Genomic DNA, 21,564 nt, shown 5'->3' on the forward strand with positions numbered 1-21,564 from the left:
TATGAGCAGTAACGCATCTTGGCGTGCGAGAGCATGGGAACAGGTGACATCATGGGGGTATCGCACTGGCTGGGCTGTCGTTCGGATGCTGCCCAGTCGGGTGGCTGACTCCATTTTTGCTTTTGGGGCCGACGTGGTTTCTCGGCGTGGCGCGGGAATGGAACAGCTGAGAAAAAACTTGGCTAGGGTCGTGGGCACTGAGAATGTGACTAAAGACTTAGTCCGGGCGTCGATGCGTTCTTACGCGCGATATTGGAAAGAAGCTTTTTGTCTTCCCAGTATGGCGGGAGACCCTCGTGTGATGCGTCGGTTGGACAATTGCATGCGCGGTAAAGAACATTTAGAAGCTTCTGTGCGTTCGGGTCGAGGGGCGATTGTGGTACTGCCTCATTCCGGTAACTGGGATATGGCCGGAATGTACGTTGCTCATGCTTTTGGCCCTTTTACTACTGTGGCCGAGCGCCTAAAACCTGAAAGTCTTTATCGAGCATTCGTGGCTTTTCGGGAGACCTTGGGTTTTGAGGTTTTGCCGCTAACTGGTGGTTCGGCTCCTTTCCCCGAGCTGAAAAGCCGATTGAATGATGGCGGTATCGTGTGTTTATTGGGTGAGCGCGATCTGCGAAAAACAGGGATTGACGTAGAGTTTTTTGGTGAGCCTACGCGGATGCCAGCAGGCCCCGTAAAGCTAGCTATGGAGACCACTGCTGCCCTTCACGTTGGGCATGTGTGGTTTGAAGGAGACGGCTGGGGGATAAGTATTTCTCCAGAAGTACAGGTCACTGATGCGAGTTCGACAGTGCAACGTGTTGCTGACATAATGCAGGAGAATATTGTGGCTCATCCCGAAGACTGGCATGTGCTGCAGCCGCTGTGGATTGCGGATCTGGACCAGGATCGTTTTCAGGCTGGGCTGTCCTAGTCGATCAGTGAGTAGGGGCCGTCGTTTGCCCCGAGGTTCTGTCTCAGATGACCACCTGAGCTGACCAATACCTAGTGGATGCCTAGTGAAACAAAGGAAGATACATGCGTATAGGAATCGTGTGCCCTTATTCCTTTGACGAACCCGGTGGAGTTCAAGCTCATATCCTTGATCTTGCTCGTAAGCTTATGGATATGGGGCACTATGTTGGTGTCATCGGGCCCTGCGCAGAATCAACGGATGTGCCTGATTTTGTTACCAAAGGCGGGCGTTCATGGCCGATTCCTTATAACGGATCAGTAGCGCGGCTGGCTTTTAGCCCAAAGACTTTTAGACAGGTCCGTGAGTTTATCCAGCAGGGGAACTTTGACGTACTCCACATCCATGAGCCGAACTCTCCGAGTTTTTCTTTAGCCGCCTTAAAAGTAGCGCGGGGGCCGATCGTGGCCACCTATCATGCATCGAGTAGCAAGTCGACTCTTTTGACGCTTGCGTTGCCGTTTTTGCGTGGTTCGCTGGAGAAGATTCGTGGTGGGATTGCGGTTTCTGAAATGGCGCGTCGGTGGCAAGTTCAGATGCTGGGAGGCGACCCTGTGTCTATCCCCAACGGCGTGGACACGTCGCTTTTTGCGCAGGCTCGTCAAAGTGCTTCTTTGAAGAACCCGAACGACCCAGTAGACATCGTGTTTTTAGGGCGTATCGACGAACCACGAAAAGGCTTGGACATCCTTTTGCAGGCTGTAGAGCAGCTTGATTGTGGTGTGCATGTCACAGTTATCGGTGGCGGAGCGGCGCGCCATAATACTGAGTCTGTGGAGTTCGTGGGAAGGGTCTCGGAGGAACGCAAAGCTGAGATTTTGGGTGCGGCTGACATTTATGTGGCGCCAAACACCGGAGGCGAGAGCTTTGGCATTGTGTTGGTCGAGGCAATGGCCGCTGGTTGCGCGGTGGTAGCAAGTGACCTGGAGGCTTTTCACGCGGTGTGCGATGCGGATTCCCCGACACCGGCTGGATTATTGTTCCGTAACGGGGATGCGTCTGCGTTGGCGGATGCGTTGCGCCTGCTTATCGACGCCCCAGCTCGCCGTGAACAGCTAGCTAAAGCCGGTGAAACGAGGGCGCGGCAGTATGACTGGGAGCGGGTTGCCTCTGAGGTAGTCCGAGTCTATGAGACTGTCGCTGATGGCACGAAAGTGGAGGCCTGGTCGTTATGACTACCGTGCTGATGACGGTTATTGCAGTCCTGCTCACATTTATCGTGGTCTGGGCATGGATGATGGCTCAGCGATTAAATCGCTTGCATATTCGCACAGATTCGGCGCTGCAGGCGCTGCAGGCGGCGCTTGATCGCCGGGCAGCGCTGGTGGCTGCATTGCACCCTGAGGCTATTGGGGATGCCCAGGCGGCACAGAAGATTCAGCTGGGCTATGAGACGTTTGCTGATCGAGCGGAGAAGGAGCGGGCAATCTCTGCGCGGATTGCTGCGATTGGCGAGTCCGCAGAACCGATGATTGTTGATGCGGAAGTGCGGCTTTCTTTAGCGCATCGCTTTTATAATGACGCTGTTGCAGACACTCGCGCGTTAAGAACACGAACACTCGTGCGCTGGCTGCGCTTGGGTGGTACAGCGAAGTTGCCCGAATTTTTCGAATTCGCCGATTATTTATAATGCGGGGTCCACTCATCGAGGGGCTTGAGGGAGCAGCCGCTGGATGGCCTCAGCAAGCCGTCTGAGCTGCTGAGTAGTGTGGGCTGCGGTGAGCGTGATTCTCAAGAGTGCTGATTGATGCGCCACGGTGGGATATCTAATAGCGGGGACAAAGAATCCTTCATCGGCAAGTGATTGAGAGACACGTACAGCGCGCGCGGAATCACCCACATGAATAGGGATAATCGGGGTATGCGGCATGGGTATACCAAGGAGCCGGCTGAAATATACGATGTTGTTCTGCAAAGCCTCTAAACGCTCAGGTTCATCTTCGATGACTGAAAGAGCAGCAGCTACGCTGACCACGGTTGCGGGTGTTGGAGACGTAGAAAAAACATAGCTTCGCGCCCTATTGCGTAGCAGCGTTGCGACCTCATGATTGCACAGGACAAAACCACCTTCGGAGCCTAGGGCTTTGCTTGCTGTGCCGATGAGGATTTCACGAGTGGGGTCAATGCCAGTTTGTTCAGTACTGCCTTTTCCTGTGGGACCTAGCGCGCCGACCCCGTGGGCGTCGTCAAGCAAGAGCCAAGCTTGATGTTTTTTGCAGAGGGCGCGTAGGGCGCTAATATGCGCGACTTCGCCGGTCATGGAGAAAACGGCGTCGCTGATAACCAAGGCATGGGGTGTTGTGCATTCTTTGAGCAGGTGTTCGAGCGTTTCCATGTCGTTGTGGGGATACACGCATACCTGAGCCTTGGACATGCGGCATCCGTCGATAATGGATGCATGATTGAGCTCATCTGAATATATGGTGGTTGAGGCCGTGGCAATCGTGGCGATCGTCGAGAGATTGGCTTGGTAACCGGTGGCAAAGAAGACGGCATCATCAACTCCAAAGAACGCTGCAAGTTGTTGCTCTAGAGCGGAGTGCAGATTGGTGCCCGTGGTCAGTCTGCTGCCCCCAGATCCTGTTCCAAAGTCGTGGATGGCCTGGATCGCAGCTTCTTGCACTGCGGGGTGGACTGACAAACCAAGATAATCTGAGGATGCAAACAAACACATCTCAGTGCCTTCAATAAGGGTCATCGGTGTTTGTGGGCCATCGAATCGCGCGGGAGTCCGTAGCAGTCCTTGTTCGGCCCAACAGCGGTTTTTCTCTGCTGCAAAGTCTCCGAGAAGAGAGGAGGCTAGTGCAGGGCGCAGGCAGGAAGACGCTGCGGGAGATGGAGAATCTGGGAGAGTCATAAAATTAAAACCGGGGTGTTTTCTATGTAATCGATTGCTGCGGCAACGCTTGCTTTCTTCGAGTCTAGGATGAATACCCTTCCACCCAGGGGAGAACCCAAACGCTTCATAGTGTGTACCCGAGTATAAACGCCGTTGAGGGAAACATACCCAGTGGTGTAATCGGGATCGTCTGAGATGCAGATCTCGGCGATAATTCCTGGCGCGCTCATAACTTTGGAGGATAAGGTGAGAGCCTCGTGGTAGTGGTTTTTCGTTGTTTCCGATTCTGGGCTGTGCGGCTCTGCTGGCGTTGATGGTGGTGCGGCACCGAAGTTGGAGGCGCGGACGCCTCTGTTGGGATCGGGTTCGCATCGGCGTGCAGAGTGAGCATCTAGGAGCACGGCCCCGCGCATGTTGCGGATGGTGAGAAGAAGCTCTAGGGCTTTGTGTGTAACTTCAGGGGAGCACACTGTTGCAAGCTGTTGTTGCACAAAGCCGTGGGCATCGGGGCAGTCCACCGCTTGATATTCTCGCGTGAGAAGCCGGGGTACACGTTGAATATCGGCGTCTGCAATACGCGTTACTTTTGTGGTGATTGAGTCAGGAGTACCTTTTGCATGGTTCATCGCGCGTTGGATGAACTGCGCGGTGATGTGGGGGACATCTGTGGGACAAGAAACAAGGGTTTCGGCCCCGGAGATATGTTGGCCTTGGAGGCTCGCCCGCATCCTAACGCTGTAAAAGGTCATAGTTGTGTAAGTATAAGCCACCGATTTGAACGATGTTCAATTATTCTCCGGTGGCCTGATGCTATGTCTGTTGTGTTGTAGAGGGGAAGCGAACGGACCGGCCGGGATACGATGCGCGGTGCCTGCGCGGCCCAATCCGTCGCTTGCTGTACAGCATGCGATTGCGTGTCTTCGGGGAGGTGCTCCCGGGTAGGAAGTTTTTCTGTTGCCGGAAGTGGTGCGATTTCTGCGACGGGACTTTCTTCTGCGTGCTCTGGCAATGGTGGCAGGACTTCGGCAGTCTTTGTCTGGAGTGGAGTGGGGTCACGATCCACAGCGGAAGCCCATATCGCCCACACGAGAGCGATGACAGTGGCCACGAGGTACAAGACATTGCGAATCACCAGCGCATTAACGCCGTTGGTGTGGTCAAAGGGGACCTGCATAATGCTGGGGTAATTCTGCGGATACACCTGCCAACTGAAATAGGCCAGCGCTATCATGAGCAGAGCCTCGATAGCCGCAAAGACAGACTTAGGTTTAACCAATAATACAATAGCGACGAGCGGACCTACCCAGATGATGTACTGGGGTGACAACACCTTATTGGTCACAATCAACAGCAAGACGACGGCAATCGACCAACATAACGTGGGATATGCCCGCCACGTGCCCAAAAGAAAATGCTTGAGCGCCCATAATAAAGCAAAAATAACGGTAGCTCCCATGAGCCAGGTGCTTATCGACGCCGCGGTGTCCACCCCAGGGCCTACAATTTCAAAGCTTTTCGACGTCGCGTAGAAGACCTCATACTGTTCAGGCGAGGTTATTGCCCGATACATAAAGAGGGTGGCTGGCAAAGACTCAATCTGCAATCCTCGATCGCTCTGATACGTCAGCGGTGAAAGAAGGCGCTCCCATCCATCTTGGATATAAACGATGGAGCCGAAGGCTACGAGGGCAATCGCAAAGGACAAGAGACGTAACCAACTTTTGCCCGAGGAGAATTTTCCTACCAGTCCAGCAGCAAGGACCCCCGGCCACAGCTTCATACTTGTGGCAAAAGCCAGCACCCAGGAGGCCACATACGGATGCGAGAACAGTGATAACGCGGCCAGGCCTACAAGTACGCCAGGGACGATATCCAGTCTGAGCACGAACACCTGCATAGTCGCTAGGCCAAAGAGGCACCAGTACAGGGCCGCTATGATGCGACCCCGCCATCGCGAGCTGACCAGGAAGGCGTAGAAGAGGGCGTCGACAAGCAAACACATGACTACAAAGCCAATGATGAAATGCTCTAGGTTGCCGCCGGTAATCCAACCGAGCAGGTTAATAGGCCATGTGCCTACCTCGGGATACTCTTTTAACGCGCCGGGTACGAGGCGGAACACGCCGACAAAATAGTATTTTACGTCCCCTACAGGGCTGGTCTCTTGCAAAACGAGCCGCACCAGCGTTACTCGCGAAGCTACCCACAACACCCACAACACAAGGCTCACCAAGGCGGTGCTTGGTATCAGTTTTTTCACTACGTGCACCCTACGAATAACGGACAGCATACGTAAGAAAACATACCGCACCCCCAATAGTATTAGGTGATCGGACACAGTGCGGAGGAGTAAAAGATCAGTCAGGGGTACCCAGTTCAGGCATATAGATCAGCTCCCTGAAAAGGCCTGGAAGTGCGGGTAAATTTGACGAGGATAGTGAGAAAATGAAGAAAGCGCAGATAACGGCGAGGAATTTTCTATGAGCAAGATATATGAAGTATTAAATCTTGAAAATATTGATAGAGATATTTTCCGTGGTCCGGCGGTGGCATCTTCCCTTACACGAACCTTTGGCGGTCAGGTGGCCGCACAAGCACTGGTTGCCGCCACCCGGACGGTGCCCACTGAAGACTTTATTGTGCATTTCCCTTCACGCTTACTTTGTTAGTGCTGGTGATTCTTCTCAGCCCACGATTTTTCAGGTTGATCGGGTAAAAGACGGCAGGAGTTTTATTGCCCGTCACGTGACTGCAATCCAAGATGGACGCCCTATATTCAGCATGCAGTCGAGCTTTCATCGGCGAGACGACGTAGGCCCGGAGCACTCTGACCTCATGCGCCGGGTTCCTCATCCAGAAGACGTTCACGTAGACAGAGATGCCCTCCCCGCGAGCTCTCGGGCTCTTCTGAACGAATGGGGAGACTGGGACATCCGAAAAGTGTCCGACACTGACTTTGATCACAACCCCTATACCGCAAGCCAGCAGGTGATCTGGTTTAAATCAAAAGAAGTGCTACCCGACGACGAAACCTTTCATATCTGCACCCTTGCATATATGTCTGACATGACGCTATTGCATTCTTCGCTCGTTCCACATCCAAACGAACGCGTCAAATTAGCATCACTGGATCATGCGATGTGGTTTCTTCGTCCCTTTAGAGCGGATGAATGGCTTCTCTATGATCAGGTTTCTCCATCGGCACATGCAGGTCGAGCACTGACCCAAGGACGGATTTTTAATAGCTCTGGTGATCTTGTTGCCATGACCACTCAAGAAGGATTAACCAGAACCATCTCGGCTACCGAAGAGCCGCTTCCCTTCAATACTTCCGAGGCGTAGAGAGGATAACGAAAACAGTAGGGAAAGGCTGTGTAGAGGAAAACGAGGCCCAAAACCTAGGCCGAACACTAAAAAATTGCGGATTCTGCCGTATAATGGCGCCGTTGCGTTACATGACGACGTCGTACGTTCAGTTTTTATGACATTGCTGTTATGGGGTTGCGTTTGATAAAAATGCGCCCCTGTTTAGACAACGCTAGTAATGACATCGGAACCAAAATATCAGTGCTCACCTTGTAAGAAGTGGGGATTGTACGGCGCACCACTATGAAAGGGAGTCAATGTCAGGCCACTCCAAATGGGCTACCACCAAGCACAAGAAAGCTGCTAACGATGCTAAGCGTGGTAAAGAATTTGCCAAGCTGATCAAAAACATCGAGGTTGCTGCACGTACCGGTGGCGGAGACCCCTCTGCGAATCCAACCTTGGATGACATGATTAAGAAGGCCAAGAAGGCCTCCGTTCCTAACGACAATATCGAGCGTGCCCGTAAGCGCGGATCCGGTGAAGAAGCCGGTGGCGCTGACTGGCAGAACATCATGTATGAGGGCTATGGTCCCAACGGAGTCGCAGTACTTATCGAGTGCCTTACCGATAATCGCAATCGGGCAGCTTCTGAAGTTCGTACCGCTATGACTAAAAACGGCGGAAACATGGCGGAATCCGGTGCAGTGTCCTACATGTTTAAACGTCGCGGCGTAGTCATAGTAAACAAGGGTGAACTTACCGAGGATGACGTGCTCATGGCCGTGCTGGATGCCGGAGCGGAGGAAGTCAACGAGATTGGCGATAAGTTTGAGGTGCTATCCGCGCCGGGCGATACTCCTGCTATCCGAGATGCACTCACGGAAAACGCTATTGAGGTAGAGGATGCAGACTCTGATTTCCGTGCAGACGTCCTGGTTCCGCTTGATGCAAACGATGCTCGGAAGATTTTCCGCTTGATCGATGCGCTTGAAGATTCTGACGATGTTCAAAATGTGTTTACCAACATGGATCTCAGCGATGAAGTTCTCGCAGAGCTTGATGTTTAGTAGATAACTTGCCAGTTATTAGCCCACCGCAGCCAGTGCAATGAGTATTGCGCGGTGGGCTTTTCTATTGTTTTTGCGTCATGGAGTTGTCGGGGAGCTTAAGGAGACTGAGGAAAATGATTGGTGGCTAGGGGCAGACTCGCTTTGACTCTAGAAATTACATGGCGAAAGGTTTCGCAATTATGTGCTAAATTTGAAGAGCGTATGGAATCCTTGGCTTGCCGAGAAAATGGGAAGCGCCGAAAAGCAATCGCGCTTTAAGCGGACTGTTGTTTTTTGGGTAACCACGGACCGCCATTCGGGAAGGCATCGTCTTTCCGCTGTGGTAACGCAGCTGCGGTGATGCATACGAATATTTGGCAACAATGGCCTTAGGAGTGAGTCCCTAAGCGCACTGATAGGGGAACATGGGAATGAGCACCGAGGGTTTACGCGTGATGGGAATAGATCCTGGTCTGACTCGGTGCGGCCTATCCGTGGTGCAAGCTGGGCGGGGTCGGCAAGTTATGCCCATTGCTGTGGGCGTTGTGCGAACACCGCCTCAAGCTGACCTCACTGCGCGCCTGCTTGAGCTCAGCGATGCTGTGAACGAATGGATGGATGAATATCAGCCTGACGTAGTGGCTATTGAGCGGATTTTTGAGAGAGGCAACATTTCCACTGTCATGCACACCGCACATGGTGTTGGTGTGTTGGTGTTGGCGGCAGCTCAGCGCGGAATCGACGTGCACATGTACACACCCAGTGAAGCTAAAAAAGCTATCTCAGGAAATGGGCGAGCAGATAAGAAACAAATGACCGCAATGATTACGCGGATTTTGGGGTTGAATGAACCTCCCAAACCTGCTGATGCTGCAGATGCGTTGGCCCTTGCAGTCTGTCACTGCTGGCGTGCGCCGATGTTGGAAATACAACGTAGGACTGAAAAACAAAGTGCGGAACAGAAAAAGCGATTGGCGTTGCTAGCTAAAACCGCTGCATCGGATAACTCATAGAACCGGAGTCGGTTCCGTGCAATCCATAGACTGATAATTTTGGCGATACGATTGGTAGAAGAAAGCTAACTCGCTGCGGACCGTCTTTTGATGAGTCAAACAATGTTCCCGCAATATTCCCACGTGCGTGGAAAAGAAGATTTTCAATGAAAGGTATTAACCATGATCGTTTCCCTCCGCGGGACTGTAGCCTCCATCGGTCTTGGTAGCGCAGTTATTGAGTGCAACGGGGTCGGCTATGAGGTACTCGCTAGTCCTAGCACCTTGGCGCACATGAGCAGAGGGGAAGAATTCTTTGTTTTGACCACCATGGTGGTTCGAGAAGACTCCCAAACCCTTTACGGGTTTGCCAATGACGAGTCTCGTCAGATGTTTACGCTGCTGCAAACGGTCTCTGGTCTGGGGCCAAAACTAGCTCTGGCAGCACAATCGGTGTTGTCAGCCACAGATTTAGCACACGCGATTGCCAATCAGGATGCAAAGACTCTTCAACGCATACCAGGAGTGGGAAAGCGAGTTGCAGAGCGCATTATCGTTGACCTCAAAGACAAGGTTTCAGCGTTTATTACCGCTGGAGGTACTGCTGCTCCCGCGCCGGGAGGTACTTCTTTAGCCACGAGCGATGTTTCTGCGCAAGTACTCGAAGCTCTTCTCGGCCTCGGTTTTACAGAAAAAGTCGCAGAACCTGTGGTCGTTTCCGTGTTGGCAGAGTCTCCGAATGCGACTACGTCCCAGGTGCTGCGCCTAGCCCTGAGCGCGCTGGGCACAAAGAAATAGGACGAGGGACGGCTATAACTCATGGCAAATGTAGAAAAGACTGAATTCACCATTGTTCCGTCTGGGGGTGGGGCTGCTCAGACCGGCAGGCCTCAAGACGCCCCAGTGGACGCTCGGCAGCAGGCGGGGGAAAACGACACAGAAACAACACTGCGGCCAAGAAGCATTGATGAGTTTATTGGCCAGCCCAAAGTTCGGGACCAACTTAATCTTGTGCTGACAGGCGCAAAAAATCGAGGGGTGACCCCAGACCACGTGTTGCTGTCCGGCCCGCCCGGTTTGGGAAAAACAACGATGGCAATGATCATCTCCTATGAACTAGGAACGAGTCTGCGAATGACCTCGGGCCCAGCGTTGGAACGCGCCGGTGACCTGGCAGCGATGCTGTCTAACCTGATGGAAGGCGATGTGCTTTTTATTGATGAGATTCACCGGATGGCGCGCCCTGCAGAAGAAATGTTGTACATGGCGATGGAAGATTTCCGGATTGACGTGATCGTGGGCAAGGGTCCAGGAGCGACGTCGATTCCGCTCGAACTTGCGCCGTTTACCCTCGTGGGTGCTACGACTCGCTCTGGAATGCTCACCGGCCCATTGCGAGACCGATTCGGTTTCACCGCTCAGATGGAGTTCTATGAAAACTCTGATCTGACTAAGGTAGTGCTGCGCGCCGCTAAGATTTTGGGTGTCACTATCGACGATGATGCTGCGGTCGAAATAGCTTCACGCTCTAGGGGAACACCTCGTATTGCTAACCGACTTTTGCGTCGGGTGCGGGATTTTGCGGAAGTCCATTCTGATGGACATATCGACGTAGAGGCCGCGCGCGCAGCTTTAGTGGTGTTTGATGTGGACGAAAAAGGCCTTGACCGTCTCGATCGCGCCGTTTTGGAAGCGCTTATTAAAGGCCACGGGGGAGGCCCAGTGGGTGTTAGTACGCTTGCTATTGCCGTGGGTGAAGAACCCTCAACTGTGGAAGAGGTCTGTGAGCCGTATCTGGTACGTGCAGGGATGGTGACCAGGACGGGTCGTGGACGCGTTGCTACTGCTGCAGCGTGGCGCCACTTAGGATTAGTGCCTCCGGAAGGCCTCGCGCACTTTAGCGACGAGCGCAGCTAGGAGGCGGCTACCGCTAGTGCCGCCCTTTCTGGCAGACTGAGGTCCTATGTCTACTAATTTCATCCTGCTTATTGTCCTCCTCTTGGTTCTCCTTCTTCCGTCGTTTCTGTTTCAGCAGAAGCAGAAACGACGTATACAAGAGCTCAAGGAGCTACAAAATAACGTGATGATCGGAGACGTTGTTGTCACCACCGCTGGATTGCACGCCACGATCCGAGGCATCGACGCAGAAACTGTTGAACTTGAGACAAGCCCTGGAGTTGTCAGCACATATGAGAAGTTTGCTGTGGTGAAGAACCTGACCGCAGAAACCAATAAAGCTGCTGCGGAGGCTAAGTTGGAAAGTCATGAGGATGACAATCCGCTAGAACCACAGAACTAGCGCGGGTTGCTCAGCGACCTAGGGGGGCTGTGACGTGCCCAGCATCCCAAGCATGCGAACGTAAAAGATTTTTAATTATTAGGGTCACCTTAACCGGGTGGGGTGCGTGACAACCTACCGGAGTTATGCCGTACCATTAGCCGAGGATATTTCTGTTAGCGTTTTCTCAGGCGTGGAACGGAACGGTTGTGGCTGCGGTTTTAGCGTGAGTCCCGGCCGCTATCACACATAGATTTGATTTTGCTGACGACGAGCCACCGTGCACGTCTGCTGAATCATCGTCGCTCTCTCCTCTACATAAATAAGGGGAGGGCAGAATTGTTAAGAGGAGAACTTCAATTGCCTTCGCAATCACAGAAGGCGGCTAAAGGATCCAGAGCGTGGCCCAAGCAGGCGCTTGCTCTTTTTGTCCTGATTATCGCCGTGATCTATGCATTGATCTTTGCCACAGGTGACCATAAGACCACACCAAAGCTTGGTATTGACCTGCAGGGCGGTACCCGCGTTACTTTGGTACCGCAAGGCGCAAACCCGACCGATGAACAGTTGCGGCAGGCGCGGATGATCCTCGAAAACCGTGTGAACGGCATGGGAGTCTCCGGCGCAAGTGTTGTCACCGATGGCAACACCCTTGTTATTACTGTTCCCGGTGAAGACACTTCCCAGGCGCGCGCACTTGGACAAACGTCTCAATTGTTGTTCCGTCCTGTCGCAACTCCAGCGCAGCCAGATACTGCAAAGTTGCTAGAGTCTTTGGAGGCTATGGCAAACCGTTGGGTCTCTATCGGGGTTCTCAACGCCGATGAAGCAAACACTGCGCTTGAAAACACCTCCAAAGCTTTAGCTAAAGCTCAAGGCAAAGAGGAAAAGGACGCAAAGGCTCCCAAAGTCACCGCTGCTGTTCCGGAAACTCCAGCTAACTCCATCGAGGCCGAGGCTTTCCGTAAAAAAGTCATTGATGCGCTGAAGAAGGATCGCCAGTCTACTGATGCCACAACGCAGCTGGCTGCGAGCTCTTTGCTCAAGTGCACTGATCAGCCAGACCCGCTCCAGGGAACTGACGACGCAGCTCTGCCACTTGTCACGTGTGACCCCAGTAGCGGCCGCGTTTATGTACTCGACCCAGCTCCTACTCTGATTGGGGAGAATCCGGAGGCCAAGGACGCGAAGCGGCTTACCGGCAATGAGATTGATACTAACCGTCCGATCACCGGTGGTCTTAATAGTCAAACCGGCCAGATGGAGATTGGTTTCTCCTTCAAGTCAGAAAACGGCGATCAAGGTAGTACCACTTGGGCTGATCTGACTCAGAAGTATCTGCGGAAGCAGGTTGCTATCACCCTCGACTCACAGATTATTTCTGCTCCTGTGATCCAGTCTCCGACACCAGTTGGCTCGGCAACGTCGATCACCGGCGACTTTAGCCAGCAGGAAGCTCAAGATTTGGCTAACAACCTGAAATACGGAGCACTCCCACTGAGCTTCGCAGGCGAAAACGGTGAGTCTGGTGGAACCACCACCACCGTTCCTGCATCGTTGGGAACTGCGTCGTTGAAGGCCGGCTTGATCGCAGGACTCGTGGGCCTGGCATTGGTAGCGGCATTCTCCTTCTACTTCTACCGATTCTTCGGAATCATCTCGATCTTCTCCCTGTTCACCTCTTTCACTCTGGTGTATGGCTCCTTGGTCTTGCTTGGCCGCTGGATAGGCTATTCATTGGATCTAGCGGGCATCGCAGGTTTGATTATCGGTATTGGTACTACAGCTGACTCCTTTGTGGTTCTTTATGAACGCATCAAGGATGAGGTGCGGGATGGGCGCACTTTCCGTTCAGCCGTTCCGCGTGGTTGGGAGCGAGCTAAGCAGACGATCATCACGGGCAACGCTGTCACGCTTATTGGTGCGGTCATCATTTACATCCTCGCTGTAGGCGACGTTAAGGGCTTCGCGTTTACACTGGGTCTTACCACGCTCTTTGACATTGTGGTGACCTTCTTGGTCACTGCGCCGTTGGTGATTATGGCTTCACGGAAGCCTTGGACCTCTAAACCAAGCGCGAATGGAATGGGCAAGATCTTTAAAATCGCTCAACAGCGTGAACAGGAACGGAAGCTGCATCAATCCACGGTGGCTGACTCCGAACATGGGCTCGTCGGGGTATCCGCCGATTCCAAAGAAGCTGATAAGCATGAGGGAGACAACAAGTGAGTTCCAAAGGAGTTCTAAATAAGCTGTATACGGGCGACGGTGGCCTCGACTTTGTAGGCAAGCGTCGGACCTGGTACTGGGCAACTGCGGCGATCTTGCTCGTGTGCCTTGTCAGCATCGCTCTTCGCGGGTTCAGCCTGGGGATTGACTTTGTTGGTGGCACAAAAATCAACATGCCGGCAGGGAACTTGGAAACTACCTCAGTGTCCAAGACCTTTGAGGAAGCCACGGGCGTTGAACCAAAATTGGTTCAGATCGTAGGTTCTGGTGATACCCGAATCCTGGAGATTAATTCCAAGCGGCTGTCGGAGGAACAGATCGGTAGCGCCCGCCAGGCACTTTTTGAGGCCTATAAGCCTGCTGATACATCCGGGAAACAAACTCCAGACGCTATCGGCGATTCCACGGTGTCAGAATCGTGGGGCTCCACGATCACTAAGCGAATGTTGATCTCCATGTTCGTCTTTTTGGTCGCCGTGTTTATTTACATTGCGGTACGTCTGGAACGCGAAATGGCCGTGGCGGCTATTGCGGCACTTCTTGTGGACTTTGTCGCCATTGCGGGTATTTATGCCCTCCTGGGCTTTGAGGTTTCTCCCGCAACGATCATTGGTCTGCTTACGATCCTCGCATTCTCGTTGTATGACACCGTCATCGTCTTTGATAAGGTTCGCGAAAACACAGCCGGTTATTTAGGGAACCGATCTCGTACGTACGCAGAACACGCAAACCTAGCAGTCAACCAAACTGTGATGCGTTCCATTTCCACCACGGTTATCTCGGCGCTCCCGATTCTTGCTCTGATCGTGATTGCGGTGTGGCTGTTGGGTGTGGGAACGCTCAAGGACTTGGCACTTGTGCAGCTCATTGGTGTTATTGAAGGAACTTTCTCCTCTGTCTTCCTTGCAACTCCCATCCTTGTGAGCCTGAAAAACCGCTCGAAGGAGACGAAGGCTCACAATGCAAAGGTTGCTGAACATCGAAACCCTCAGAACGGTGCTCAAGATTCCGCGGAGAGTGCTGATGATGCGCATAGTACTGAGCTTTCCGACGCTCACAAGCGCACCGTAAGTTCCCCCACGTCTACGGGTGCGAGCTGGCGTCCACAGCGTCGTTAGTGCACAACACTCAATAACTGCCCCCTTGTCCTCTGCAGCAGGACAAGGGGGCAGTTGTCTGGAAACCACTCACCAGCACCGGGTGTAGGGGAAGAATATAATAAGGATTGATGTGGTCAGGGGGTTGCGTTCTATACTTTTTGATATGGAAGCGTAAGCTTCTCACTCTTTAGCTAAATGAAGGGCCCGTCTAATTGAGAGCACCGAAAGACCACGGACGTAGCCATATGCGTCGGCCATTGTCGGTAAAACATGGTTGGAACATAGGTTTTGCTTTGAAAGCGCTTGCGGCAGTAGTCGTGTCCTCAGTTCTTTTGACGGAGTGCGGCAGTGACAACGCGGGGGATGGTGCGGCTGGTAATAGCAAGCACTTTGGGTATGCGGTAGACGATTACCTGGTGACTACAAACGCCGGCACCAATGTTGGAGTTTCTACCAATGCCCAGCTGATGGCCGGAAGGCTCTACCCGTCGGCGTATGTGTCAGGTCCTAAAGGCCAATTGATTCCCAATAGAACTCTGGTGGAGACTCAGGTTCTTCCAGGTCCTAGCCAACGGGTTATTTATAAGATTGCTGATAGTGCCGTCTATTCGGATGGGAAGCCCGTAACATGTGATGCTTTCCTCCTGGCCTTTACGGCAGGCAGCATGGGGTCTTTGTTTGAGTCTCACATGCCTCTAGCCCAGCAGGTTGATCACGTCGAATGCGCAGCCGGGTCAAAGCAAGCAACGGTGGTGTATAAAGAAAACTTTGGTGCTCGGTGGCGCCAGCTTTTTGGAGCCGGTGTGCTCATGCCTGCACATGCTGTAGCGGCTAAAGCGGGCATAAGCCTTGACGAGCTCAATAGGCTTCTCAAATCCAGAGATTATGTAGCTTTGTCTAAGATCGCAGAGATCTGGAACAACGGGTTTAATTTGAATCATTTTGATCCAGAACTCCAGGTTGCCTCGGGCCCATTCAAAATAGAGTCGGTGGGGGACAAAGGCGAAGTGGTTTTTGTCCGTAATGATTTGTACAACGGGGAAAAAGCTGCGCTAGACCGCCTGGTTGTGTGGCCGCGTGGTGTTGACCTTAACGAGCTGCGCACTAAAGGCAGCCTGCAAATTGCAGATGTGACTAATACGGATTTGATTAGTTGGCTCGACCGCAATGATTCGCACAACCCCTACACAGTGGAAGCAGAGACTGGCTTGCTCACGGATTCGTTGATTTTGGGTGACGCCGGAATATTCTCGGATGTGGAAGCACGCCGGGCTTTGGCTGCATGCGTGGATCAAGCGAGCGTAGCCAAAGCCTCCAGTACTGCGTCGGGGGTGGATGTCCAGCCGGTTTATGCAAGAACCGTGCGCGCAACTGATGCCGTTAACGCACAGCTAAGGGACATTATCGAGCCGCACACCCACGTGAATATCGATGCAGCTAAGCGGCTAGAGGGCAAGACGATCAGGGTGGGATACGACGGCCCAGATACTCGGAAGAAAGCTATGGTCGAGGAAATCCGTAAGTCGTGTGCTGCCGCTGGAATCACGATTGAGGATGCTGCTAAAGAGGCTGCTTCTTTAGCTGATCTGAGCCATACTCACGTCACAGATTCGGGTGTCGGCCTTACCGAGGAAGGCACTATCGACGCCATCTTGATGGCAGTAGATCCAGCATCGGAGTATGCGGACGTGGCTAGCTTGAGCAATAACGTCCAAGCGACGCGGGCAGCGGAGCGACGTTCTTGGGAAGAAGTACCCACTATTCCTTTGGCTTCCCAGCCCCGAGTGTTTGTAGTGGATAAGGCAGTGGGTAACGTGGTTACTAATACAGACTTATCTGGGATTGGTTGGAATATGGATCGTTGGAACGTAGTGGGGGCTCGATAGTTTAGTTCGCTTTTTATGACTCGCTGAAGATGATGCTGCAGGTGGCGCTTGAGGGGGCGTCGACAAGCATTTTCTTGCCGCGTTTCCCGCTGACATCATGGCCGGAATACACAATTCCTGCCCCCATCATTTGAACACGTTGCTCCAAGGACAAAGCATGAGCCACCACACTTATATGAACGCACGAGATGCGCTTGCCTCGAAAACGAGGTTTGTTCCAGATTTTCCCGCCCCTGGCATTCTTTTTGAGGACCTGACCCCCGTACTGGCGGACCCCGAGGCATTTCGGCTTGTGGTAGATGAGTTGTCGGCTGCGGCGAAAACAATGGGGGCGGACCTCATCGGTGGGTTGGATGCACGTGGTTTTCTTCTCGGCTCGGCGGTGGCTTATAACACGGGTAAAGGAATCCTTGCCATTAGGAAGAAAGGCAAGCTTCCGCCTCCTGTGCATACTCAAGAATATGAACTTGAATATGGTACGGCTGCCTTAGAGTTGCCAGGTGAGGGGATCGATCTTCACGGTAAAAAGGTAGTCCTCATTGATGATGTTTTGGCCACAGGCGGTACACTCGTAGCAGCGAAGTCGCTGATTGAGAATTGTGGTGGAACAGTTGCAGGTTATGCAGTTGTCCTAGAAGTAAAAAACCTCAAAGGGCGAGAGCGTCTCAGCGATGCACCTCTTGTAGTAGTGAATGAACCGGAGACCATAAATTAAGCTCCGGTTAGCGGATGGATACAAGGGGCTGCCTTATCGGCCCTGCGTATACGGAAAGGGCACATGGGTGCGGTGATGGCGCAAGAAAAACGACCGCAGAAGCAGCAGAGCTCGATGCGGAGCATGTCGGCGCGTTTGGCGCGAAGCCTAACGGGTAACCGAGTCCGCGTTAATCCGGTGTTGGAACCATTATTGGCCATTCACCGGGAGTTTCATCCAAAGGCCGACCCTGTGCTTTTAGATCGGGCTTATACCACTGCGGAGCATCTTCACGAGGGAGTGTTCCGAAAATCGGGTGATCCCTATATCACCCATCCGCTCGCTGTTGCGACGATCGCCGCGGAAATCGGCATGGACACCACAACGCTGGTAGCGGCGCTGCTCCATGACACCGTAGAAGACACAGAGTATTCCTTAGCAGACCTCACGCGCGACTTCGGAGAAGAAGTAGCACGGCTTGTCGACGGCGTGACAAAGCTGGACAAAGTCGCCCTAGGTGCGGCTGCGGAAGCAGAGACAATCCGAAAAATGATCGTGGCTATGAGCCAGGATCCCCGCGTGCTGGTGATTAAAGTCGCCGATCGTCTTCATAACATGCGCACCATGCGATTCCTCCCCCCGGAGAAGCAAGCGAAGAAAGCGCGTCAGACTCTTGAAGTAATTGCGCCCCTGGCACACAGGCTGGGAATGGCCAGCGTGAAGTGGGAGCTTGAAGACCTCTCCTTTGCCATCCTCTATCCCAAAAAGTACGAGGAAGTCGTGCGTTTGGTTGCGGACCGCGCGCCCTCGCGAGACCGCTATCTCAAGGAAATCACGTCTCAGCTGCAACAATCTTTGAGAGAAAACCATATTGAAGCTGAGGTCATGGGGCGGCCAAAGCACTACTGGTCTATCTACCAGAAGATGATTGTTCGAGGTAAAGACTTTGAGGATATCTTTGACCTCGTCGGTATCCGCATACTCGTAGACAGCATCAATAACTGTTACGCAGCGATTGGCGTTGTCCATGCGCTCTACGCTGCGATGCCGGGGCGATTTAAAGACTATATTTCTTCCCCCAAATTTGGCGTGTACCAGTCCCTCCACACCACGGTGATGGGGGACGAGGGCAAACCGCTGGAGGTGCAGGTGCGCACCCATGAGATGCACTTTAATGCCGAATACGGCATTGCTGCGCACTGGCGCTACAAAGAGACCAAGGGTAAAAACAGCGGCGAGCAGGCTGAGATCGACCAGATGTCGTGGATGCGGCAGCTACTGGATTGGCAAAAGGAAGCGGCTGATCCTAACGAATTCCTCGACAGCTTACGCTATGACCTCACGAGCAAGCAGATCTTCGCTTTTACCCCCAAAGGCGATGTGGTCAACTTGCCAGTGGACTCCACTCCTGTGGATTTTGCCTACGCAGTGCACACCGAGGTGGGTCACCGATGCATTGGCGCCAAGATCAATGGCAAACTCGTAGCGCTTGAAACCACACTCAAGTCTGGCGACCGAGTCGAGGTCTTTACCTCTAAAGACCAAAACGCAGGCCCTTCCCGGGACTGGCAAGACTTTGTTGTCTCCCCGCGCGCTAAAGCAAAGATCCGGCAGTGGTTTGCCAAGGAACGTCGCGAGGAATACCTTGAGGCTGGTCGCGATGCCCTTGCCGCAGAAGTGCAGCGGGGCGGGCTTCCTATGCATCGCCTGTTTACCGCGCATTCGATGAAACAGGTGTCAACGGAGCTGCATTACCCGGACGTGGATGCTCTCTATACGGCTATCGGCTCGGGCTCAGTGTCGGCAGCACATGTGGTTAACCGACTCATGGCCACATTTGGCAGCACGGATGATGCTGAAGACACTCTGGTGGCGCGCACGCCGTTTAGCGAGCTCGTTAACTCTAAAACTCAGGTCACGGACAAAAACGGCATCTTGGTCGAGGGCAGCCCGGACGTTATGGCAAAGCTGGCCAAATGCTGTATGCCGGTTCCAGGTGACGACATCTTTGGGTTTGTCACACGCGGTGGCGGTGTATCGGTGCACCGGACGGATTGCACCAACGCGGATAGCCTGAAAAACGAGCCTCAGCGCCTCATCTCCGTCTCGTGGGCATCTGAAGGCGGCTCGGTCTTTGCCGCCACGCTTCAGCTGGAGGCACTGGATCGCGACGGCCTGCTTATGGACTTGACACGGGTGATCAATGAGCAACGAGTCCAGGTTATTGCCATGAACTCTAATGCTTCTGATGACCACGTGGCCACCGTACGCTTTACATTCTCTGTATCGGATACTAAACAGCTGGGATCATTGATGACACAGCTGCGAAACACCGAGGGCGTTTTCGACGTCTACCGGGTGACTTCTGGCGGATAGAACCACGCCTGTATGAGAGGACTGTCTTGGCACAAGGCGGTCCTTTTGTTATGACACTCGTGCCTGAGCTAGAGACATATACACGGAGTGTTGTGTGAAGAAGAAATAAAAAATCCTCCCCGTCAACGTTGCGGGGAGGAGAGCGGTCAAGGCCGCGTTAATCAAGATTTACTTGAAGAACTTGTCCAGGCGACCAGCGAAAGTCAGGATGGTGGTGATGATACCGATGATTGCGGAAACAACGCCGATCCATTCCTTGATGTCTTTTGCGCTGATGTTGCTGTCAGAGCTGCCGGAGCTTCCTTTGTCCTTAACTTCGTTAGTTCCAGAAGTAGAGGTAGAGTCCTCAGCGAAAGCCGGGGTGGAAAGGGAACCTGCTGCAATGGCAGTGGCGGTGGCAACCGAGATGAGAGCCTTGCGGGAGAGGAGCTTCATAGCTATTGGTCCTTTAGGTTAAGGGAATCTAGACTGACGGTGATGGTAGTCTAGTGCACACCTTTGCGCAACTTTTCTTTTTCACACGCTGTCAGGGGAAATAAGTATTGCCTTACTTTCCTGTGAAAGGTGGGGAGCTTGCAAAGATTGCATTTCCGATTCGGGGGAGTGGTGGAATAATTTTCAGGATAATTATATATTCTTGCAAGTGTTTGATCAACTTTTGTTAAGTTTTGAAGCGCTTGTTCTTGAATCATGATGACATAGCCACACAGGGCAAGAACATAAATGGGACAATATAAAAGCCCCATTGCCGCCCTGCTGTATACCAGGATCGCAATGAGGCTTTGAGGGTTATCGCCTGGGGAGCTCGTGCAGAGGCTTCCGCTAACAGGCAATGGTCGTGAACTTATGACTTCACGGTTGCCTTTTCAATCTTGACTTCTTCAGCAGGAGCTCCATCGGTGGCGCCGCCCTTGACACCTGCTTCCGCGATGGCGTCGAGAGTCTTCAGTCCGCTGTCTGAGATCTTGCCAAAGTAGGTGTAGTTCGGTGGGAGTGGGGAGTCCTTGTAGTTGAGGAAGAACTGGGAGCCGTTGGTGTCATTGCCAGCGTTGGCCATGGCAATGGTTCCACGTCCGTAGACAACCGGGGTGGTCGCGCCTTTCATCTCATCCGTTGGGTACTCATTGGCAAATTGGAAGCCTGGTCCTCCGGAGCCGGCACCGCTTGGGTCACCGCACTGGAGTACAAAGATGCCGTTGGTGGTAAGGCGGTGGCAAACGGTGTTGTCGTAGTAACCTTCGGACGCTAGGTGCTCAATGGCGTTCACCGTGCACGGTGAAACCGAGCGGTCCAACTCCAGCCCCACGTCGCCCTTGTTGGTTTTGAGATCAACTGTGACCGTGCCTTTGGTGGTCACATCAGAGGTTTTAGGCTTGGATACTTCTTTGGAAGCCTTGCCCGCATCCTTGTATTCGCAGGAGACGGAGTCTGGGAGGGCTTTTTCTCGTGTGAGCGATAAAGGTTTGAAATCCGGCTTTTCAGGCGTGGTTGTGGCAGCGGAGGAGGATTCTGTGGAAACCTGCTCATCGTTGGATCCGGAAGAGTTTGCCCAATAGATTCCACCGACGATAGCCAAGACAGCTACCGCAGCCGTGGCTACTACTCCGAGCGGTTTGGTCTTCTCGGAGCGATCCCGCGACTTAATTTCTTTTTCTAGCGCGCGCATCGATTCTTCGCGACGCTGCTTATTGTTGCTCACAGGTAGTTTCCTTACGTTTTATTGATCTTTGCGCGGATGAAGTCGCGGATTATTCTAACCTGAGCCTAGTGGGAGGCAACACTTGATAAAAACTGATGCCGTTATCTAGGTCAGTGTGAAAGCCGGGGTTATGGGAAATTTCAGGTTTTCTGACC

19 protein-coding genes and 1 pseudogene are annotated in these 21,564 nt (G+C 53.0%); 14 read left to right on the forward strand and 6 right to left on the reverse strand.

The features are described from left to right. Position 1: 1 nt before the first annotated feature. The 3 genes from ET810_RS02945 (at position 2) to ET810_RS02955 (ending at position 2,588) form a co-directional block, all read left to right on the forward strand. Positions 2-919, forward strand: coding sequence for a phosphatidylinositol mannoside acyltransferase (locus ET810_RS02945; protein ID WP_087454900.1), 918 nt, complete (start codon positions 2-4; stop codon positions 917-919). 104 nt (positions 920-1,023) lie between these two features. After that, positions 1,024-2,133, forward strand: coding sequence for a glycosyltransferase family 4 protein (locus ET810_RS02950; RefSeq protein ID WP_087454084.1), 1,110 nt, complete (start codon positions 1,024-1,026; stop codon positions 2,131-2,133). Next, complete coding sequence (locus ET810_RS02955) at positions 2,130-2,588, forward strand: LemA family protein (RefSeq protein ID WP_087454083.1); 459 nt, start codon at positions 2,130-2,132, stop codon at positions 2,586-2,588. Before ET810_RS02950 ends, ET810_RS02955 begins: the two co-directional genes overlap by 4 nt. A 12-nt stretch (positions 2,589-2,600) precedes the next feature. On the opposite strand, the gene ET810_RS02960 is transcribed toward ET810_RS02955, so the two are convergent. Genes ET810_RS02960 through ET810_RS02970 form a run of 3 tightly spaced genes read right to left on the reverse strand, consistent with a single transcriptional unit; the run spans position 2,601 to position 6,057 of the window. Further along, positions 2,601-3,815: an aminotransferase class I/II-fold pyridoxal phosphate-dependent enzyme gene (locus tag ET810_RS02960; RefSeq protein ID WP_166741000.1), complete on the reverse strand. Its 1,215-nt coding sequence runs from the start codon at positions 3,813-3,815 to the stop codon at positions 2,601-2,603. After that, on the reverse strand, positions 3,812-4,546 hold the full coding sequence (locus ET810_RS02965) for a 6-carboxyhexanoate--CoA ligase (protein WP_134315922.1): 735 nt from the start codon (positions 4,544-4,546) through the stop codon (positions 3,812-3,814). Before ET810_RS02965 ends, ET810_RS02960 begins: the two co-directional genes overlap by 4 nt. Beyond that, the gene (locus tag ET810_RS02970) at positions 4,543-6,057 is read right to left on the reverse strand and encodes a hypothetical protein (protein ID WP_225870085.1); all 1,515 of its coding nucleotides are present in this window, start codon (positions 6,055-6,057) and stop codon (positions 4,543-4,545) included. The genes ET810_RS02965 and ET810_RS02970 overlap by 4 nt, the downstream gene beginning before the upstream one ends. Positions 6,058-6,277: 220 nt before the next feature. Between ET810_RS02970 and ET810_RS02975 the strand changes: the two are divergent. The 9 genes and pseudogenes from ET810_RS02975 (at position 6,278) to ET810_RS03015 (ending at position 16,640) form a co-directional block, all read left to right on the forward strand. Then, positions 6,278-7,139: pseudogene (locus ET810_RS02975) on the forward strand (acyl-CoA thioesterase). Between the two features lie 281 nt (positions 7,140-7,420). Beyond that, the gene (locus ET810_RS02980) at positions 7,421-8,173 is read left to right on the forward strand and encodes a YebC/PmpR family DNA-binding transcriptional regulator (RefSeq protein ID WP_087454079.1); all 753 of its coding nucleotides are present in this window, start codon (positions 7,421-7,423) and stop codon (positions 8,171-8,173) included. A gap of 413 nt (positions 8,174-8,586) precedes the next feature. Continuing rightward, positions 8,587-9,168 carry a crossover junction endodeoxyribonuclease RuvC gene (ruvC, locus tag ET810_RS02985; RefSeq protein WP_087454898.1) on the forward strand — a complete coding sequence of 194 codons (582 nt, stop codon included), beginning with the start codon at positions 8,587-8,589 and terminating at the stop codon, positions 9,166-9,168. 162 nt (positions 9,169-9,330) lie between these two features. Continuing rightward, entirely contained in the window at positions 9,331-9,945 is a 615-nt protein-coding gene (ruvA, locus tag ET810_RS02990) for a Holliday junction branch migration protein RuvA (protein ID WP_087454078.1), read from the forward strand. 21 nt (positions 9,946-9,966) lie between these two features. Continuing rightward, a complete protein-coding gene (gene ruvB / locus ET810_RS02995) occupies positions 9,967-11,064 on the forward strand; it encodes a Holliday junction branch migration DNA helicase RuvB (protein ID WP_087454077.1) in 1,098 nt (365 codons plus the stop codon). A gap of 46 nt (positions 11,065-11,110) precedes the next feature. Next, positions 11,111-11,446 (forward strand): preprotein translocase subunit YajC, encoded by a 336-nt coding sequence (yajC, locus tag ET810_RS03000; RefSeq protein WP_087454076.1) that lies wholly within the window; start codon positions 11,111-11,113, stop codon positions 11,444-11,446. A gap of 339 nt (positions 11,447-11,785) precedes the next feature. Then, a complete protein-coding gene (secD, locus tag ET810_RS03005; RefSeq protein WP_087454075.1) occupies positions 11,786-13,654 on the forward strand; it encodes a protein translocase subunit SecD in 1,869 nt (622 codons plus the stop codon). Beyond that, the gene (gene secF, locus ET810_RS03010; protein ID WP_087454074.1) at positions 13,651-14,772 is read left to right on the forward strand and encodes a protein translocase subunit SecF; all 1,122 of its coding nucleotides are present in this window, start codon (positions 13,651-13,653) and stop codon (positions 14,770-14,772) included. The genes secD and secF overlap by 4 nt, the downstream gene beginning before the upstream one ends. A 227-nt stretch (positions 14,773-14,999) precedes the next feature. Further along, on the forward strand, positions 15,000-16,640 hold the full coding sequence (locus ET810_RS03015) for an ABC transporter substrate-binding protein (protein WP_087454073.1): 1,641 nt from the start codon (positions 15,000-15,002) through the stop codon (positions 16,638-16,640). A gap of 13 nt (positions 16,641-16,653) precedes the next feature. Here ET810_RS03015 and ET810_RS12965 read toward each other — a convergent pair whose 3' ends face one another. Continuing rightward, positions 16,654-16,788, reverse strand: coding sequence for a hypothetical protein (locus ET810_RS12965; RefSeq protein ID WP_259493860.1), 135 nt, complete (start codon positions 16,786-16,788; stop codon positions 16,654-16,656). A 9-nt stretch (positions 16,789-16,797) separates the two neighbouring features. On the opposite strand from ET810_RS12965, the gene ET810_RS03020 reads away from it, so the two are divergent. Together ET810_RS03020 and ET810_RS03025 are read left to right on the forward strand one after the other, a co-directional pair. Next, positions 16,798-17,355, forward strand: a complete 558-nt coding sequence (locus ET810_RS03020) for an adenine phosphoribosyltransferase (RefSeq protein ID WP_087454072.1) — start codon at positions 16,798-16,800, stop codon at positions 17,353-17,355. 75 nt (positions 17,356-17,430) lie between these two features. After that, the gene (locus tag ET810_RS03025) at positions 17,431-19,710 is read left to right on the forward strand and encodes a RelA/SpoT family protein (protein WP_087454897.1); all 2,280 of its coding nucleotides are present in this window, start codon (positions 17,431-17,433) and stop codon (positions 19,708-19,710) included. 168 nt (positions 19,711-19,878) lie between these two features. Here the strand turns inward: ET810_RS03025 and ET810_RS03030 are convergent, their stop codons facing one another. Beyond that, a complete protein-coding gene (locus ET810_RS03030) occupies positions 19,879-20,145 on the reverse strand; it encodes a hypothetical protein (RefSeq protein WP_134315921.1) in 267 nt (88 codons plus the stop codon). A gap of 409 nt (positions 20,146-20,554) precedes the next feature. Continuing rightward, positions 20,555-21,409 carry a peptidylprolyl isomerase gene (locus ET810_RS03035; protein ID WP_087454070.1) on the reverse strand — a complete coding sequence of 285 codons (855 nt, stop codon included), beginning with the start codon at positions 21,407-21,409 and terminating at the stop codon, positions 20,555-20,557. Positions 21,410-21,564 lie beyond the last annotated feature (155 nt).

Origin of the sequence: Corynebacterium silvaticum, assembly GCF_004382825.2 — a bacterium.
GTDB classification, from domain to species: Bacteria; Actinomycetota; Actinomycetes; order Mycobacteriales; family Mycobacteriaceae; genus Corynebacterium; species Corynebacterium silvaticum.

Bases quoted from the DNA above. Each gene is read 5' to 3' on its own strand.
- ET810_RS02945 (WP_087454900.1), top strand. From the start codon at position 2: ATGAGCAGTAACGCATCTTGGCGTGCGAGAGCATGGGAACAGGTGACA.
- ET810_RS02950 (WP_087454084.1), top strand. From the start codon at position 1,024: ATGCGTATAGGAATCGTGTGCCCTTATTCCTTTGACGAACCCGGTGGA.
- ET810_RS02955 (WP_087454083.1), top strand. From the start codon at position 2,130: ATGACTACCGTGCTGATGACGGTTATTGCAGTCCTGCTCACATTTATC.
- ET810_RS02960 (WP_166741000.1), bottom strand. From the start codon at position 3,815: ATGACTCTCCCAGATTCTCCATCTCCCGCAGCGTCTTCCTGCCTGCGC.
- ET810_RS02965 (WP_134315922.1), bottom strand. From the start codon at position 4,546: ATGACCTTTTACAGCGTTAGGATGCGGGCGAGCCTCCAAGGCCAACAT.
- ET810_RS02980 (WP_087454079.1), top strand. From the start codon at position 7,421: ATGTCAGGCCACTCCAAATGGGCTACCACCAAGCACAAGAAAGCTGCT.
- ruvC (WP_087454898.1), top strand. From the start codon at position 8,587: ATGAGCACCGAGGGTTTACGCGTGATGGGAATAGATCCTGGTCTGACT.
- ruvA (WP_087454078.1), top strand. From the start codon at position 9,331: ATGATCGTTTCCCTCCGCGGGACTGTAGCCTCCATCGGTCTTGGTAGC.
- ruvB (WP_087454077.1), top strand. From the start codon at position 9,967: ATGGCAAATGTAGAAAAGACTGAATTCACCATTGTTCCGTCTGGGGGT.
- yajC (WP_087454076.1), top strand. From the start codon at position 11,111: ATGTCTACTAATTTCATCCTGCTTATTGTCCTCCTCTTGGTTCTCCTT.
- ET810_RS03015 (WP_087454073.1), top strand. From the start codon at position 15,000: ATGCGTCGGCCATTGTCGGTAAAACATGGTTGGAACATAGGTTTTGCT.
- ET810_RS03020 (WP_087454072.1), top strand. From the start codon at position 16,798: ATGAGCCACCACACTTATATGAACGCACGAGATGCGCTTGCCTCGAAA.
- ET810_RS03025 (WP_087454897.1), top strand. From the start codon at position 17,431: ATGGCGCAAGAAAAACGACCGCAGAAGCAGCAGAGCTCGATGCGGAGC.
- ET810_RS03030 (WP_134315921.1), bottom strand. From the start codon at position 20,145: ATGAAGCTCCTCTCCCGCAAGGCTCTCATCTCGGTTGCCACCGCCACT.